Annotated in this window: 10 protein-coding genes; 6 read left to right on the top strand and 4 right to left on the bottom strand. The window is 69.1% G+C overall.

Annotated features, from left to right (window positions below; translation table 11 throughout):
* Window positions 1-12: 12 nt before the first annotated feature.
* Window positions 13-2,754 (bottom strand): DNA polymerase I, encoded by a 2,742-nt coding sequence (polA, locus tag V3391_RS14830; RefSeq protein WP_332079213.1) that lies wholly within the window; start codon window positions 2,752-2,754, stop codon window positions 13-15.
* A gap of 220 nt (window positions 2,755-2,974) precedes the next feature.
* On the opposite strand from polA, the gene V3391_RS14825 reads away from it, so the two are divergent.
* The 4 genes from V3391_RS14825 (at window position 2,975) to V3391_RS14810 (ending at window position 6,886) form a co-directional block, all read left to right on the top strand.
* Window positions 2,975-3,757, top strand: a complete 783-nt coding sequence (locus tag V3391_RS14825; protein WP_332079212.1) for a DUF3667 domain-containing protein — start codon at window positions 2,975-2,977, stop codon at window positions 3,755-3,757.
* 24 nt (window positions 3,758-3,781) lie between these two features.
* A complete protein-coding gene (locus V3391_RS14820) occupies window positions 3,782-5,452 on the top strand; it encodes a TPM domain-containing protein (protein WP_332079211.1) in 1,671 nt (556 codons plus the stop codon).
* A gap of 92 nt (window positions 5,453-5,544) precedes the next feature.
* Complete coding sequence (locus V3391_RS14815) at window positions 5,545-5,841, top strand: DUF2782 domain-containing protein (RefSeq protein ID WP_332079210.1); 297 nt, start codon at window positions 5,545-5,547, stop codon at window positions 5,839-5,841.
* A 4-nt stretch (window positions 5,842-5,845) separates the two neighbouring features.
* Window positions 5,846-6,886, top strand: coding sequence for an oxidoreductase (locus tag V3391_RS14810; protein WP_332079209.1), 1,041 nt, complete (start codon window positions 5,846-5,848; stop codon window positions 6,884-6,886).
* A gap of 80 nt (window positions 6,887-6,966) precedes the next feature.
* On the opposite strand, the gene V3391_RS14805 is transcribed toward V3391_RS14810, so the two are convergent.
* Complete coding sequence (locus tag V3391_RS14805; RefSeq protein ID WP_332079208.1) at window positions 6,967-9,054, bottom strand: S46 family peptidase; 2,088 nt, start codon at window positions 9,052-9,054, stop codon at window positions 6,967-6,969.
* Between the two features lie 183 nt (window positions 9,055-9,237).
* Here V3391_RS14805 and V3391_RS14800 point away from each other — a divergent pair, with 183 nt between their 5' ends.
* Window positions 9,238-9,483, top strand: coding sequence for a hypothetical protein (locus tag V3391_RS14800; RefSeq protein WP_332079207.1), 246 nt, complete (start codon window positions 9,238-9,240; stop codon window positions 9,481-9,483).
* Window positions 9,484-9,581: 98 nt separating this feature from the next.
* Complete coding sequence (locus V3391_RS14795) at window positions 9,582-9,761, top strand: hypothetical protein (RefSeq protein ID WP_232134023.1); 180 nt, start codon at window positions 9,582-9,584, stop codon at window positions 9,759-9,761.
* A 16-nt stretch (window positions 9,762-9,777) separates the two neighbouring features.
* Here V3391_RS14795 and uvrD read toward each other — a convergent pair whose 3' ends face one another.
* Window positions 9,778-11,955: a DNA helicase II gene (gene uvrD, locus V3391_RS14790; RefSeq protein ID WP_332079206.1), complete on the bottom strand. Its 2,178-nt coding sequence runs from the start codon at window positions 11,953-11,955 to the stop codon at window positions 9,778-9,780.
* Window positions 11,956-11,997: 42 nt separating this feature from the next.
* Window positions 11,998-15,405 (bottom strand): EAL domain-containing protein, encoded by a 3,408-nt coding sequence (locus V3391_RS14785; RefSeq protein ID WP_332079205.1) that lies wholly within the window; start codon window positions 15,403-15,405, stop codon window positions 11,998-12,000.
* Between the last annotated feature and the right edge of the window lie 31 nt (window positions 15,406-15,436).

The raw sequence follows: 15,436 nt of genomic DNA, 5'->3' as shown, positions 1-15,436 counted from the left end.
GATAAACGGGCTTCAGTGCGCCTCGTCCCAGTTGTCGCCGATGCCGCTGTCGACGACCAGCGGCACCCGCAGTTCGCCGGCGCGGGTCATCCGGGTCACGACCTCGGCCAGCAGCGTGTCGACGAAATCCAGATCCGCTTCGAACACCAGTTCATCGTGCACCTGCAGGATCATCTTCGCGCGGTCCGCGTGATCGGCGATCCAGCTGTCGATGGTGATCATCGCGCGCTTGATGATGTCGGCCGCGGTGCCCTGCATCGGCGCGTTGATCGCCGCGCGCTCGGCGCCGGCGCGCTGCGAGGGATTGCCCTTCTGGATGAAATCCAGCGTCAGTCGCCGGCCGAACACGGTCTCGACGTAACCGGTCTCGCGCGCCTGCAGCCGGGTGCGGTCCATGAAGTCGCGCACGCCTGGATACCGCGAGAAGTACAGCGCGATGTAGTCCTGCGCCTCGCCGCGACCGATGCCGAGATTGCGCGCCAGACCGAAGGCACTCATGCCGTACATCAGACCGAAGTTGATCGCCTTGGCCGCGCGTCGCTCGTTGCCGGTGACCTCGTCCAGCGGACGGGCGAAGACTTCGGCCGCCGTCGCGCGATGGATGTCGACACCGGATTCGAACGCACGCACCAGACCCGGATCCTCGGACAGGTGGGCCATGATCCGCAGTTCGATCTGCGAGTAGTCGCAGGCGATCAGCTTGCGGCCCGGCGGCGCGACGAAGGCGCGGCGGATGCGGCGGCCGTCGTCGGTGCGGATCGGGATGTTCTGCAGATTCGGATCCGACGACGACAAACGCCCCGTCGCCGCACCCGCCTGGTGGTAACTGGTGTGCACGCGCCCGGTGTCGGGATTGATCATCTCCGGCAGCTTGTCGGTATAGGTGCTGCGCAGCTTCGCGAGTCCGCGGTATTCCAGGATCACCCGCGGCAGTTCGTGCTGGTCGGCGATCGCCTCCAGCGCTTCCTCGTTGGTGCTCGGCTGGCCCTTCGGCGTCTTGACGACCGCCGGCAGCTTCAGCTCGTCGAACAGCAACGCGCCGAGCTGCTTGGGCGAATCGAGATTGAAGGTGCGACCGGCGAGTTCGGTCGCCTTCTGCTGCGCGGCGAGCATGCGCTTGGACAGGTCCGCGCTCTGCCGGCGCAGTTCGTCGGCATCGACGCGCACGCCGTTGGCTTCGATGCGCGCGAGCACCGGCACCAGCGGCATCTCGATATCGGCGTACACGCGCGCCAGGCCCGCATCGGCCTCGATCCGCGGCTTCATGACCCGATGCAGCCGCAAGGTGATGTCGGCGTCCTCGGCGGCGTATTTCGACGCATCGTCGATGGCGACCTGCGAGAACGAGATCTGCTTGGCGCCCTTGCCGGCGACGTCCTCGAACTTGATCGTCTCCATGCCCAGATGACGCTTGGCCAGCGAGTCGAGATCGTGGCGGGCGATGCCGGCATCGAGCACGAAACTTTCGAGCAGCGTGTCGTCGGCGTAGCCGCGCACCTCGACGCCGTGCCGGCGCAGCACGTGGATGTCGTACTTGCCGTGCTGGCCGAGCTTGCGCTTCGCCGGGTCTTCGAGGACGCCGCGCAATGCATCGAGCACCAGCGCGCGATCCAGCTGCGCCGGTGCGCCGGGATAGTCGTGGCCGACGGGAATGTAGGCGGCGCGGCCGGGCTCGATCGCGAAGCTCAGACCGACCAGGCCCGAGCGCATCGCGTCCAGCGCGTCGGTCTCGGTGTCGAACGCGAACGCGTCGGCGGCCTGGAGCTGCGCGACCCAGGCATCGAGCTGTTCGCGTGTCGTCACCGTCTCGTACTCGCCCGACACCGACAGCGCGGGGTCGAGCGTCGACGGCGGCGCGGGCATCGCACCCGCGGCAGTACCTGCGGGCGCCGCGCCCGTCTCGCCGGCGGCGTCGAGATCCTTCAAGGCCTGGCCGAATCCGTAACGCGTGTACAGCACCCGCAGCGCGTCCACCGCGCGCGGGCGCAGGATCAGGGTCTCGGGCCCGCCGTCGAGCGCGACGTCGGTCTTGATCGTCGCCAGCTCGCGGCTCAGCGGCAGCTGGTGCAGCGCCTCACGCAGGTTCTCGCCGATCTTGCCCTTGATGTTGCCGGCGTTCGCGATCACGCCATCCAGCGATTCGTACTCGGTCAGCCACTTCGCCGCGGTCTTGGGCCCGCACTTCGGCACGCCGGGGATGTTGTCGATGCTGTCGCCCATCAGCGCGAGCAGGTCGACGATCTGGTCGGCGCGGACGCCGAACTTCTCGACCACGGCCGCATCGCTGTCCATGCGGCTGCCGCTCATCGTGTTGACCAGGGTCACGCGCGGGCGCACCAGCTGGGCGAAATCCTTGTCGCCGGTGGAGATCGTCACCTCGATGCCGGCGTCGGCGGCCTGCAGCGCCAGGGTGCCGATCACGTCGTCGGCCTCGACACCGACAACGCGCAGAATCGGAAAGCCGAGCGCCTCGACGATCGTGCACATCGGCTCGACCTGCGCACGCAGTTCGTCGGGCATCGGCGGGCGATTGGCCTTGTACTGGTCGTAGAGATCGTCGCGGAAGGTCTTCCCGGGCGCGTCGACGACGAACGCCGCGAAGTCCGGCGCTTCCTTCAGCGTCGCGCGCAGCATGTTGACGATGCCGAACAGCGCGCCGGTGGGTTCACCGTCGGCATTGGTCAGCGGCGGCAGCGCGTGGAACGCGCGATACAGGTACGAGGACCCGTCGATCAGGATGAGGCGTTTCGTCATGCGGGGATTCTAAGGGGTCCGTCGTTCGGGCCGCGTTCGAACCGGAGCCCCGGGTGCGGCTGCGTGGCACGCGGAGCCGTGCCCCAGGGGCACTGACAGAATCCAAACATCGCGTCGCGATAATCCGGCCCATACGGGGAGTCTGTATGCGCATGTCCTGCCAGGGCTGGTCGAACCACCGGCGCCGCACCTGCCGCGGCTTGGCGCCGTGGTGCCGCCGATGACGCGTCCGGACGGCGTGCCGCCCGAGACCGACTGGACAGCAGGCACCGTCTGCCGCAATTGCGGCGCCGCTTGGGGCGAAGGCCCCTACTGCAGCCAATGCGGTCAAAAGAAAGCGCAGCGCCTGCAGCTGGGTGATCTGCGCCGGGAAACCTGGGAGAAGTGGCGGCTGTTCGAATTGTCGGTCGCGCGCACTGCCGGCCGCCTGCTGCTGCGCCCCGGCACCGTGGCTCGCGAATACGTGGCGGGTGCGCGCGTGCGTCATGTGCATCCGCTGAAACTGCTGCTGGTCTGCGTCGCGCTGCTGGTGCTGGTGCTCGATGCGAGCGGTTTCCTGCAAGTGGGTGGCGCCCGGTATCGCGATGCGATGGCGATGATGCAGCGCTACGCCAACTGGAGTTTCACCCTGGGCTTCTTCGCAGTGGTCGCCAGCACGGTGCTGGTGTTCGGGCGGCGTCGTTACAACCTCGTCGAACACATGGTGCTGGCCGCCTATGCATCGGCGGTGATCATCGTGCTGAATCTGGCGAACCAGCTGCCGCTGCTGGCGCTGCGCGACCCCGCGCTGGTGCTGCCCTGGCGCGAGGCTGCCAAGTGGTACATGTACGCGGCCAAGGCGGTGGTACTGGCCCTCGCCTTCCGGCAGTTCTTCGAGCTCGACCTGCGCCGCGAGTGGTGGCGCCTGGCGCTCGCGCTGGTGGTGTTCATCGCGATCGACTGGCTGCTGCGACGCGCCTACGCCCATCTCATCGTTGCGATCGTCTACGCGCAAACGCCCTGAATCCACGCCGCCAGAGGAATGGCCATGTCCAGACGTTTTTTTGACCGCTCGTTCCGTCCGCTGCCTGCGGTGTTGCCGCTGGCCTTGTTGCTGGCCGCCTGCGGGGATCGGGAGGCGACCCCGCCTGCGTCCGCCGCGTCCGGCGGGAGCGACACGCCCGGTCGCGCGGAGCTGGTCGAGCAGCTCGCCTCGACGCTGCAGGCCTGCTCCTACGACGGCCGTCCCGAACTGCTCGATCCGGCGACGCTGACCGGCGACGCGCCGGCCGACTGCCGCTCGATGGTCGAGCAGGTGATGGGCTTTACCGGCCTGCCGCAGAACTTCGTGGTGACCGAAGGTCCGGTCGCGAATGCGGCGGCGGTGATCCTGTTCGACGACCAGAAGATTCCGCAGCGCGTGATCGCGTTCAACCGCAATTTCCTCGGCGAGGTGCGCGCGGCGACGAACGACAATCCCTGGGCGCCGATCAGCATCATGGCGCACGAGATCGGCCACCATCTGTCGGGCCACACGATCACCGGCACCGGCAGCCAGCCGCCGATCGAACTCGAAGCCGACAAGTTCAGCGGCTTCGTGCTGCAGCGCATGGGCGCGAGCCTGGTCGATGCGCGCAGCGCGATGACCTCGCTGGGCGCCGACCACGTGACCGCGACCCATCCCGCGCGCAGCGACCGTCTCGCGGCGATCGGCGACGGCTGGATGGAAGCCTGCAGTCAGGCGGGCCGCGCCGACTGCCAGGGCGGCACCGGCACAGGCACAGGCACGCCGCCGCCGCAGACGACGCCGTCTCCGCGCAGTGCGTCGGTGCGACTGCCGACGCCGTCCGCGCAGACCATTCCGTTCAAGTACGGGCGTTTCGTCGTGGACGAAACCGGACGCCTCGATCCCGAGCTGCTCAAAGGGCTCGATACCGCGCTCTACGATCTCGCGCAGAAACAGGGCATCGAACTGGCGCTGCTGGTCGTCGACGACCTGCATGGCATGACCGCGCAGGACTATGCGTGGGCGATGCTGCGGCAGTTGCGGATCGGCAAGCTGGATCTCGGCAATGGCGGGGTGTTCGTCGTCGCGCCCGGCCAGGGCACCTCTGCGGTGGCATTCGCGCCCGGCATCGCAAAGCAGCTGGAGTTCGCCGATCCGGTGAAGCAGTTCGATCGCTGGATCAACGAATCGTGGCAGCGCGACTGCCAGGATGCGGACGGGTGCGGCATCTCCAGCCGGAGCCTGCTCGGCATCGTCGAGTCGCAGGTGCGTTCGCTGACCAGCAGCGGCGTGCAGTTCCAGATCCGCTTCCAGTCGATCCAGGAGGTGCTGGACTTCTCCGCCGCGCGGTTGGCCGAACGTCGCGCAGGCCGCGAATGGGACGACAAGCGCGACCAGGCGCTGGGATCGCTGACCCGCTTCACGGCCATCGTTACCGATCTGACGCCGCAACCCGAGCAGCTCAAGGTCAACGAGAACGTGGTCCGCGACGGCCGCTGGCGGGCGGTCGTAGTCCGCACGGAAGACGGCAAGGACACCACGCTGTATCTGCAGCCGCAGACCGAACAGCTGATGCCCGGCGGCCGGTTGGAGGTCGGCAAGCGCTACAGCTTCGTCGGCGAGCTGATGTCGACCGGCGCCTTCCACACCGACCAGGGCGTCCTGCAGGGCAATGTGCAGCTCTGGCTTTTCAGCTACGACCCGCTCGACTGACACGACGGTCGTTCGCGAATGCCGCGTCCACGTCGGCATCCACGAGGCGCGCGCATACTGCGACTTCAATCTCCGACACAGGGAAATCCGTCATGACACGTCTCAGAATCGCGCTGCTCGCCGCCTGCCTGACCGGGCTGACCGCATGCGCGACGACTGGCGGTTCCGGCCTGCCCGAAGGCGTGCCCGCCGATGCCGAGCAGGTGACCCGCACCGAGTCCAACGGCGACCAGATCACCGAGTACCGCATCGCCGGCCAGCTGCGCGCGGTGCAGGTCGTGCCCTCGCGCGGTCCGGCGTATTTCCTCTACGACCGCGACGGCGACGGCAGCATCGACGGTGACCGCGACGACGTGCCGCAGACCTATTTCAAGCTGTTCGGCTGGTAAGTCCGTGGGCGAGGTGCTGCGCGTCGCGCTGGTCGGCTACGGACTCGCCGGCCGCGTGTTCCATGCGCCGCTGATCCGGGCGACGCCCGGACTCGCGCTGCACACCGTGGTGTCCAGTGACGCGGGCAAGGTCCACGCAGACCTGCCCGACGCGTGCGTGGTCGGTGATCCGCAGCGCGCCTTCGCCGACCCCGCGATCGATCTGGTCGTCATCGCTTCGCCCAACGCGACACATGCGCCGCTGACCATCGCAGCGTTGCAGGCCGGCAGGCATGTCGTCGTCGACAAACCGTTCGCGATCGATCTGCGCGAAGCACTGGAGGTCGCCGCGGCAGCACGCGCGAGCGGCCGGCTGCTCGGCGTGTTCCACAACCGTCGCTGGGATGCCGATTTCCTCGCGCTGCGCGCGCTGGTCGAGGCCGGCACGCTCGGCGAGATCGCCGAAGTGCATTCGCATTTCGACCGGTTCCGCCCCACCGTGCCCGACCGATGGCGTGAACGCGCAGGTCCGGGCGCCGGACTGTGGCTGGACCTCGGTCCGCATCTGGTCGATCAGGCCCTGCAGTTGTTCGGCGTGCCGGATGCGGTGCAGGCCGATATCGCGATCCAGCGCAGTGGCGCGGAGGTCGATGACTACGTCCATGTGGTGCTGCGCTATCCGCGGCTGCGGGTGATCCTGCATGCCGGCGCGCTGGTGCCGGGCGCGGGCGTGCGCTTCGCCGTGCACGGCACGGGCGGCAGCTGGTTCAAGCACGGGCTCGATCCGCAGGAAGCCGCGTTGCGCGCAGGCGGCGTGCCGGGCGGGGAGAACTGGGGTGTCGATCCAGCACCCGGCCGGCTGCTGCGCGTGGACGCCGACGGCGCGCTGCACGACGCGCCATCGCCGATCCCTGCGGGCGATTACCGCGCGTTCTATGCCGGCATCCGCGATGCGATCCGCGACGGTACCCCGCCGCCGGTCACGCTCGACGAAGCACTCGATGTCATGCGCGTGCTGCAGGCGGGCATCGACAGCGCCGCCGGTGGACGTGTCGTCGTTCCGTAGGACGGGTAGAGCGAAGCGCGCATGCGAAAACGGCGCCCCGGATGCCGGGCCGCCGTTTCGATCTCACACCACGATGCCGCTTACTTCTGCAGCAGCTCACCCACCAGCGCGTCGGCGCCGTAGACCGACTTCAGCGACTCGATGATCGCCGCGCTGTGCACCGACACCGTGCGGTTGAGCTTGGGGTCGTACCAGAAGCTGCCGCCCAGCGAATGGATGTTGCCGTCGAATGCAAGGCCGATGACCTGCGCGTCGCGGTTGATCACCGGGCTGCCGGAGTTGCCGCCGATGATGTCGTTGGTGCTGACGAAGTTGAAACGCGTGTCCCGGGCGATGCGGCCTTCCGCGTCCAGCCAGCGCTTCGGCAGCGCGTACGGCTCGGCGCCGGTGTTGCGCGCGAACACGCCGCCCATCGTCGTGAACGGTTCGATCGCCTTGCCGTTCTCTTCCCAGCCGGCGACGTCGCCGTAGGACAGGCGCAGGGTGAACGTCGCATCGGGATACACCGTGGTGCCGAGCTTCTCGAAGCGCACCTTGGCGATCTGCGTGGCGGCGCGCGATTCGATCGACGCCACCTCCGACTCCTGGCGCTGACGCACCGCGCGCGCCGGCGCATCCACCGCGCGGGCCAGGCGGATGAAGGGATCGTCCGAGGCTTCGATCGCCGCGGCGCCGCCGTTCCACAGACGCTCGCGCTCGGCGACGTCGGCGAGCTTCGAGCCTTCGACGAGCGTCTGTGCGACCTGCGCCGGCGACTGCGTGCCGAGCACGGCCTTCACCAGCGGGTCGTCGGTACCCAGCAGTTCGCGGAACTTGGTCAGCGACCAGGTCAGCTTGGCGATCTCGAACTCAGGATACACCGGCGCCTTGCTCAGCAGCGTCTGGCGCAGACGGCCCTGGCCGGCGTCCTGGAACTCGGGCAGACGTACGTCGTTCGCCTTCGCGCGCTCGGCGCCGCCGCGCACCAGCGTGCGGGCAATGCCGAACAGCCGCGAGTCGAACCCGCGGCCCTGCTCGAGCAGCATGTACGGCACCGCGAGCTGACGCGCGACGACCTGCGCCGCTTCGACCTCGTTCCACGGCGCCGCGTCCACGCCGTCGCGCAGGCGCGCTTCCTCGGCGCGCTTGCCGGCGAACACCTGCGGGTCGAGCAGCGCCTGCAGCTGACCGCGGAACACCTTGTAGCTGTTGTCGGTGAACGTCAGATCGGACTGCGCCTGACGCGTAGCTTCCTCGTTGACGCGGCCATACTGGCCCAGCATCGCGCGGCGTTCGGCCAGCCACAACAGGTTGTTGATCAGGCTGACGTCACGCACGGTTTCCAGCTGGGCGACGGTGAGCTGGCGCTGGGTGCGGCCCGGGTGGCCGGTGACCATGACCAGCTCGCCCGGCTCGGCGCCTTCGGGCTTGAGCGTGAAGTGGTGTTCGACGTTCGCCGGCTTGCCGTCCTCGTAGGCGCGCAGCAGCGCGGCGTCGAGGTTGTAGCGCGGGAAATTGAAATTGTCGGGATCGCCGCCGAAGAAGCCGACCGAATACTCGGGCGTGAACACCAGGCGCACGTCGGAGTAGCGGTGGTAGCGGTAGAGATGCTGCTGGCCGCCGTTGTAGAGCTCGACGACGTCGCAACGCGTCTTCGCGTCATCGTCGCCAACGCATTCCGATTCGATGCGGCTCTTCTCGGCATTGCGCGCATCCACGTAGGCCTGGCCCTGCTTGCCTTCGGCCGCGCTGGCCAGCCGTCCGCTGACGTCGGTGATCGCGCGCAGCACGTTGAGTTCCTCGGCCGGACACTGCAGCTCTTCGCCGCGCGCATCGGCGACGAAACCGTCGTTCTGCAGATCGCGCTGCGGCGAGGACAGACCCTGCACGCAGCCGACGACGCAATGCGCATTCGTCAGCACCAGACCGTCGGGCGACACGAACGAACCCGAACAGCCACCGGCCAGGCGCACCGAAGACTGCATCGCGTGGTCCACCCACGCCTGGTCCGGCGCGAACTGGTACTGCGCCTGCAGCTGCGCCTTGGGCAGGTTGTCGAGTGTCCACATGCCTTCGGCGGCGAATGCGGCGGGCGCCCCTGCGAGGGCGAACAGCCCGCCGACCGTCGCGGCGAAGCGCGTGCGTGTCCGGGGGCGGAATGGGGCGGGCGTGGAAGCGGCGGACGCCATGGAATCTCCAGTCGAAGCGGCCGCATCGCGGCCGAAGGCCGCCCAGCGTACGCGCACGCGTCCCCGCGGGCGTGGCCGGAAGGTCATGGTCGGGCATGCCGGTTTGGTCTACACGCCGCATTCACGTACGATCGGTGCGCGCGCGACACACGGAGGGCTGTCGCCAGTCCTCCGAGGAGCCCGATGCAACACCCCGACCGCCGCAAACCCGATCATCCGGACGCCGCCGCGCTCCGCGCCGGGCTCACGCCTGCGCAGACCAGCGCGATCGCGACACTCGAACAGTTCGGCTGGACCCTGCGCTTCGTGCGCCGTCCGCTGTTCCGCGACCCGGTGCCGGTGCTGTTCGAGAAGAACGGCAGCCGCTGGATCGTCGTCGATGGCGACGGCACGCTCGACGAAAGCCAGAGCTTCGAAATCCGCGACTGACGCCCGACGGCCGACGCCGCCATCGGTTCAGCTGAATGCGCATGACCGTCACGACCGGCCCGCTAGCATCCGGCCGTCTTCCACGACAGGAGCGGCCGATGTCTTCGTTTTCCATCTACCTCGTGGGCATGGCCGTGCTGATCGGCGGACTTGCCTACGGCGCCCACCTCGCCGGCCTTGCGCCGCAATGGATCGCCGTCGGCGTCATCGTGCTGCTGGGCCTGGGCATCGTGAAGGCGGTCTCGCGCACGCGGCGTCCGGATCCGCCGTCCGCCTGATCGACGGGCGGCGGCGTCAAGCCGGCTGCAGGTTCGCATAGGCCAGCACCAGCCATTTGCTGCCGGCATCGTCGAAATTGACCTGCACGCGTGCATGCGCGCCGTCGCCTTCGATGTCGGTCACGGTGCCGCTGCCGAACTTCACGTGGGTGACGTTCTGGCCCAGACGCACGCCCACCGAAGGCGCCAGACTCGCGTGACCGAAGTCGCGCTGGCGCTGCGGGAACGAGGCGCGCGTGGGCTGCGCCTTCGGCCGCACTTCGTGCAGCAGCACCGGCGGGATCTCGCGCAGGAAGCGTGACGGCACGCCGAACATGTCCTGGCCGTGCAGACGCCGCGCTTCGGCGTAGGTCAACACCAGTTTCTGCCGCGCGCGGGTGATGCCCACATAGGCGAGCCGGCGCTCTTCCTCCAGGCGCCCGCTTTCCTCGGCGGTGCGCGCGCTCGGGAACAGGCCTTCCTCCAGACCGACCAGGAACACCAGCGGGAATTCGAGGCCCTTGGCGCTGTGCAGCGTCATCAGCTGCACGCCGTCCTCGCCGGCCTGGGCCTGGCTTTCGCCGGCTTCCAGCGAGGCGTAGGCGAGGAACGCGACCATCTCGGTCAGCTGCGCGCTCTCCTCGTCGTCGCCGCGCACGAAGCGCGAGGCCACCGACACCAGTTCGTCGAGATTCTCGACCCGCGAATCGGCGCTGCCCTTCGATTCGTTGGCGTAGTGCACGCGGAGGTTCGAGCGCGCCAGCACGTGGTCGATCTTGTCCTTCAACGACAGCTCGGCCAGCTCGACCGACAGCTGGTCGATCAGCTGCGCGAACCCGGCCAGCGCGTTGCGCGCGCGGCCGGCGAGCACATTGCCCTGCGCGCTGCGGATCGCCGATTCCCACAACGGAATGCCCTGCGCGCGCGCCTGCTGACGCACCTCGTCGAGCGTGCGCTCGCCGATGCCGCGCGGCGGCGTGTTGACCGCACGCTCGAACGCCGCGTCGTCGTCGCGGTTGGCGACCAGACGCAGATAGGCCAGCGTGTCCTTGATCTCGGCGCGTTCGAAGAAGCGCACGCCGCCGTAGACGCGGTACGGCACCTGTTCGGCGACGAGCTGTTCTTCCATCGCGCGCGACTGCGCATTGCTGCGGTAGAGGATCGCGATGTCGCCGTGCGAGCCGCCATCGCGCACCCACTGCAGCGCGCGCTCGACGACGTAACGCGCCTCGTCGATCTCGTTGTAGGCCGCGTACAGATCGATCGGATCGCCCTCGCCGCTGTCGGTCCACAGCTGCTTGCCGAGGCGCTCGGGGTTGTGCGCGATCACCGCGTTGGCGGCGCCGAGAATGTTGGCGCTCGAGCGGTAGTTCTGTTCGAGACGGATCGTCTCCGCGCCCGGGTAGTCGCGCAGGAAGCGCTGCACGTTCTCGACCTGGGCGCCGCGCCAGCCGTAGATCGCCTGGTCGTCGTCGCCGACCACGAACACCTTGCCGGTGTCGCCGGCGAGCACGCGCACGAAGGCGTACTGGATGGCATTGGTGTCCTGGAATTCGTCGACCAGCAGATGGCCGAAGCGCTGCCGGTAGTGCGCGAGCAGCGCCGGCGTATCGCGCAGCAGTTCATGCGCGCGCAGCAGGATCTCGGCGAAGTCGACCAGGCCTGCGCGGTCGCAGCGTTCCTGGTAGAGCGCGTAGGCCTTGCGCATGACGTCCGACCATTCGTCGGCGCCGTCCTGGATGTGCTGCGGGCGGCGGCCCTCGTCCTTCTGCGCGTTGATCCACCAGGCGATCTGACGCGGCGGGAAGCGCGCATCGTCGAGTTCGAGCTGCTGCACGACGCGCTTGACCAGACGCAGCTGGTCGTCGCTGTCGAGGATCTGGAAGCTCTCGGGCAGCTTCGCGTCCTGCCAGTGCAGGCGCAGCAGGCGATGGGCCAGGCCGTGGAACGTGCCGATCCACATGCCGCGTGCGCCACTGCGCAGCTGCGCGTCGACGCGGTGGCGCATCTCGGCTGCGGCCTTGTTGGTGAAGGTGACGGCGAAGATCCCGTGCGCGGGCACGCCGACGACCTCGTTCAGCCACGCGATCCGGTGGGTGAGCACGCGGGTCTTGCCGCTGCCGGCGCCGGCGAGGACGAGATAGTGGGCATCGGGCGCGGAGACAGCCTGACGCTGGGCGGCATTGAGGCCGTCGATAAGGTGTGACACATCCATCGCCGCATTCTACGCGGTCGCCGTCGCCGGCCCTGCGACGGCTCAGGCCCCGCCCGGGCGATCCAGCAGCGCCAGCACGTCCTCGAACGGCGCCGGGCGGGCGAACAGATAGCCCTGCAGTTCCTCGCAGCCGTGCGCGGCCAGCCAGTTCCACTGCACGTCGGTTTCCACGCCCTCGGCCGTCGTGCACAGGCCCAGCCGCTGCGCCATGCGGATGATCGCGTCGCAGATCGCCTCGTCGTCGGGATCGCGGCCGAGATCCTGCACGAAGGAACGGTCCAGCTTCACCCGGTGCAGCGGCAGGCGCTTGAGGTACGCGAGGCTGGAATAGCCGGTGCCGAAGTCGTCGATCGCGATGCACACGCCGGCGTCGCGCAGCGTCGCCATGTCGCGGATCACGTTGTCCGGGCTGGCCATGACCACGCTCTCGGTGAGCTCGAGCTCGAGAATGCCGGCCGGCAGCTCGAAGTCGCGCAGCACCGACAGCACGTCGTCGACCAGTCCCTGCTGGAACTGCGCGGCCGATACGTTGACCGCGAGCCGCAGATGACCCCAACCGTGCGCGACGAGGATCCGGTGATGCCGCGCGGCCTCGCGCAGCACCCAGCGGCCGATCGGCACGATCAGCCCGCTGTCCTCGCAGACCGCGATGAACGCATCGGGCGTCAGCAGGCCGCGTTCGGGATGCTGCCAACGCAGCAGCGCTTCCATGCCCACGGGCCGGCGCTGCTGGTCGAACTGCAGCTGGAACGCGAGCGCGAACTGCCCCGACTGCACGGCGTCGCGCAATTGCGACACCAGCGCGAGGCGTTCGCTGGCCTGGGTGCCGAATTCGTCCCGATACGCGACCACGCAGTTCCGGCCCTGCTGCTTGGCCTGGTACATCGCCTGGTCGGCATGGCGCAGCAGCAATGCGGGATCGTCGCCGTCGCCCGGGTGGCGGCAGTAGCCGATGCTGGGCGTGATCTGCAGCGACGCGTCGCCGATCTCCATCGGCTGCGACAGCGCCGCGAACACACGTTCGGTCGCGCGGGCGACGGCGTCGCGATCGACGGCGTTCATCACCAGCACGAACTCGTCGCCGCCGAAGCGGCCGACCGTATCGCCCGGCTGCAGCGCCGCACGCAGGCGACGGCCCACGGTGCGGAGCACCTCGTCGCCGCTGGCGTGGCCGAGGCTGTCGTTGATCAGCTTGAAATCGTCGAGATCCACGAACACCAGTCCGACACAGCCGCTGCCGGCGTCGGCGCGGGCCACCGCCTCGGCCAGACATTCCATCACCAGCTCGCGGTTCGGCAGGCCGGTGAGTTCGTCGTGGGTGGCGCGATGCGCGAGCGTGTCTTCCGCGCGGCGCCGTTCGGTGATGTCGTTGAGGATGCCGACGAAATGGGTGAGCGCGCCGTCCTGGTCGCGCACCGGCGCCATGCGCAGTTCATTCCAGAACGGCGAGCCGTCGCGCCGGTAGTTGCGCAGCTGCACGCGGACCTCGTGCGCCTGCGCGATGGCATCGCGGATCGCGGGCAGCGCCGGCTGGTCGCGTTCGGTGCCCTGCAGGAAGCGGCAGTTGCGGCCGATGCTGTCCTCGGCCGAATACCCGGTGATGCGCGAGAAGGCCGGATTCACGTAGACGATCGGCTGATCCTCCGCGCAGGCATCGGCAATGATGATGCCGTTCTCGGTGGCTTCCACCGCGCGCCGCAGCAGGCGCAGGTCGGCCTCGTCGCGGCGACGGCGGGTGACGTCGAGCATGCCGCCCACCGCGCGCACCGGCTGGCCGCCGGCATCGCGCAGGATCATGCCGCGGTCCTCGACCGAGGCGTAGTCGCCGTTCTCGCAGCGCAGGCGGTACTGCGCGTGCCATTCGGTCGCGCCGCTCGCCAGTGCGGCGTCCAGATCGCGCCCGACGCGCGCCTCGTCGTCGGGATGCAGCAGCGCCGACCACTGGTCGATCGTCGCCGCGTGCGTGCGCCAGTCCCAGCCGTACTGCGCGTTGAAGCCCTCGTTCCACCACAGGCGGCCGGTGGCGATGTCCCAGTCCCAGATCGCATCGCTGGTCGCCCGCGCCACCATCTGGAAGCGCGCGTCGCTGCGCTCGCGCTCGGCCTCGACGCGCTCGCGGTCGCTGGTGTCGAGCACCAGCACCAGCCGCGCGGGACGGCCGAGGAACTGCAGGCTGCTCGAGTACACCGTCACCGCGAAGGTGCTGCCGTCGCGACGCCGGTGGCGGAAGCGGCGGCCGATGTGCGGCGCGGGTTCGCGGGCGACCTCGCGGCGGATGGCATCGCCGTCCATGTCGACGACGATCGCGTCGGCCGTCAGCGCGAGGAACTGCTCGAGCGCATACCCGTACTCGGCGATGGCCGCCGCGTTGACGGCGAGCATCTGCAGCGTGTCGCGGTCGTAGACCAGCGACGGCAGCGGATGGTGTTCGTAGAGATAGCGGTACTGCGCCTCGACGTCGCGCATGCGCGCGGTGAGATCGGTGATCGCACCCGCCGAGCGCGCGATGTCGGCGCTCAGTGCGCGCTCGCGACGTGCGCCGACCACCAGCATGCGCAGGCCGAACAGCCACGCCAGCAACAGCAGGCCGGCGCCGGTCGCGAGTGCGATGACGAACGTCCACCAGCCTGCGAGCAGATCGTCGCGCCCCACGCCGACCGTGGCGATCAGCGGATACCGCGACAGGGCGTGGTAGCCGATCAGGCGCCGCGTGCCGTCGAGATCGCTGCGGCCTTCGAGCAGTCCGGTCTCACGCAGATTGACGCCTTGGGTGAACAGGATCGACTGGCGGACATCGGTGCCGACGAAGGCATCCGCCGGGTCCGAGCGGGTGACGATCCGGCCGTTGCGATGCACGAAGGTTGCGGTGCCGCTACGCCCGAGATCGAGTTCGCGCAGCAACGCATGCAGCGGCCGCACCCGCAGGTGGCCGAGCAGCCAGCGCGGCGAGCCGTCGGGCGCGTCGGAGACGGCCAGCGCAAGCGGCAGGACCCACCCCGCACCGTCGCTGGCCGGCAGCGGTTCGCCCGCCTGCAGCCGCGCGCCGTCGGGGCCGGCTGGCGTCGCGAATCCGGGCCGGACATCGACCAGGGCGAGATCCTGCAGGTCCGGATGACGCGACAGCACGCCCTGCACCGTCGCATCGACCCGCGCATCCGTCGTGTCGGGCCCGCGCTGCCGGATCGCGTCCAGATCCGCGCCGATGCCGGTGAAGGCCCGATCGAGATTGCCGAGGGTCAGTTCGAGATTGCGCGCGAGCCCGGCCGACATGTCGCGCACGTAGCGCTCGCCGGCCTCGTGGCGTACGCGCAGATCGTTCCAGGCCACGACCGAGGCCGCCGCGCAGACGCTGGCGACCAGCAGCCCGCCGATCAGCAGCGCACGGTTGCGCCGGCGACGCGCGGGCGCGCCGTCGGATCGGTCTCCATCGCTGTCCCACTGGTCCTGCATCGCAGCCCGACGTCCCCCTGTCACGGCGTCA

Source organism: Luteimonas flava (genome assembly GCF_036584485.1).
Taxonomy (GTDB): Bacteria; Pseudomonadota; Gammaproteobacteria; order Xanthomonadales; family Xanthomonadaceae; genus Luteimonas; species Luteimonas flava.
Note: the sequence above shows the minus strand (reverse complement) of the source record. Positions and strands in the feature narration are given on the sequence as shown.

Bases quoted from the DNA above. Each gene is read 5' to 3' on its own strand.
- polA (WP_332079213.1), bottom strand. From the start codon at position 2,754: ATGACGAAACGCCTCATCCTGATCGACGGGTCCTCGTACCTGTATCGC.
- V3391_RS14825 (WP_332079212.1), top strand. From the start codon at position 2,975: ATGACGCGTCCGGACGGCGTGCCGCCCGAGACCGACTGGACAGCAGGC.
- V3391_RS14820 (WP_332079211.1), top strand. From the start codon at position 3,782: ATGTCCAGACGTTTTTTTGACCGCTCGTTCCGTCCGCTGCCTGCGGTG.
- V3391_RS14815 (WP_332079210.1), top strand. From the start codon at position 5,545: ATGACACGTCTCAGAATCGCGCTGCTCGCCGCCTGCCTGACCGGGCTG.
- V3391_RS14805 (WP_332079208.1), bottom strand. From the start codon at position 9,054: ATGGCGTCCGCCGCTTCCACGCCCGCCCCATTCCGCCCCCGGACACGC.
- V3391_RS14800 (WP_332079207.1), top strand. From the start codon at position 9,238: ATGCAACACCCCGACCGCCGCAAACCCGATCATCCGGACGCCGCCGCG.
- V3391_RS14795 (WP_232134023.1), top strand. From the start codon at position 9,582: ATGTCTTCGTTTTCCATCTACCTCGTGGGCATGGCCGTGCTGATCGGC.
- uvrD (WP_332079206.1), bottom strand. From the start codon at position 11,955: ATGGATGTGTCACACCTTATCGACGGCCTCAATGCCGCCCAGCGTCAG.
- V3391_RS14785 (WP_332079205.1), bottom strand. From the start codon at position 15,405: ATGCAGGACCAGTGGGACAGCGATGGAGACCGATCCGACGGCGCGCCC.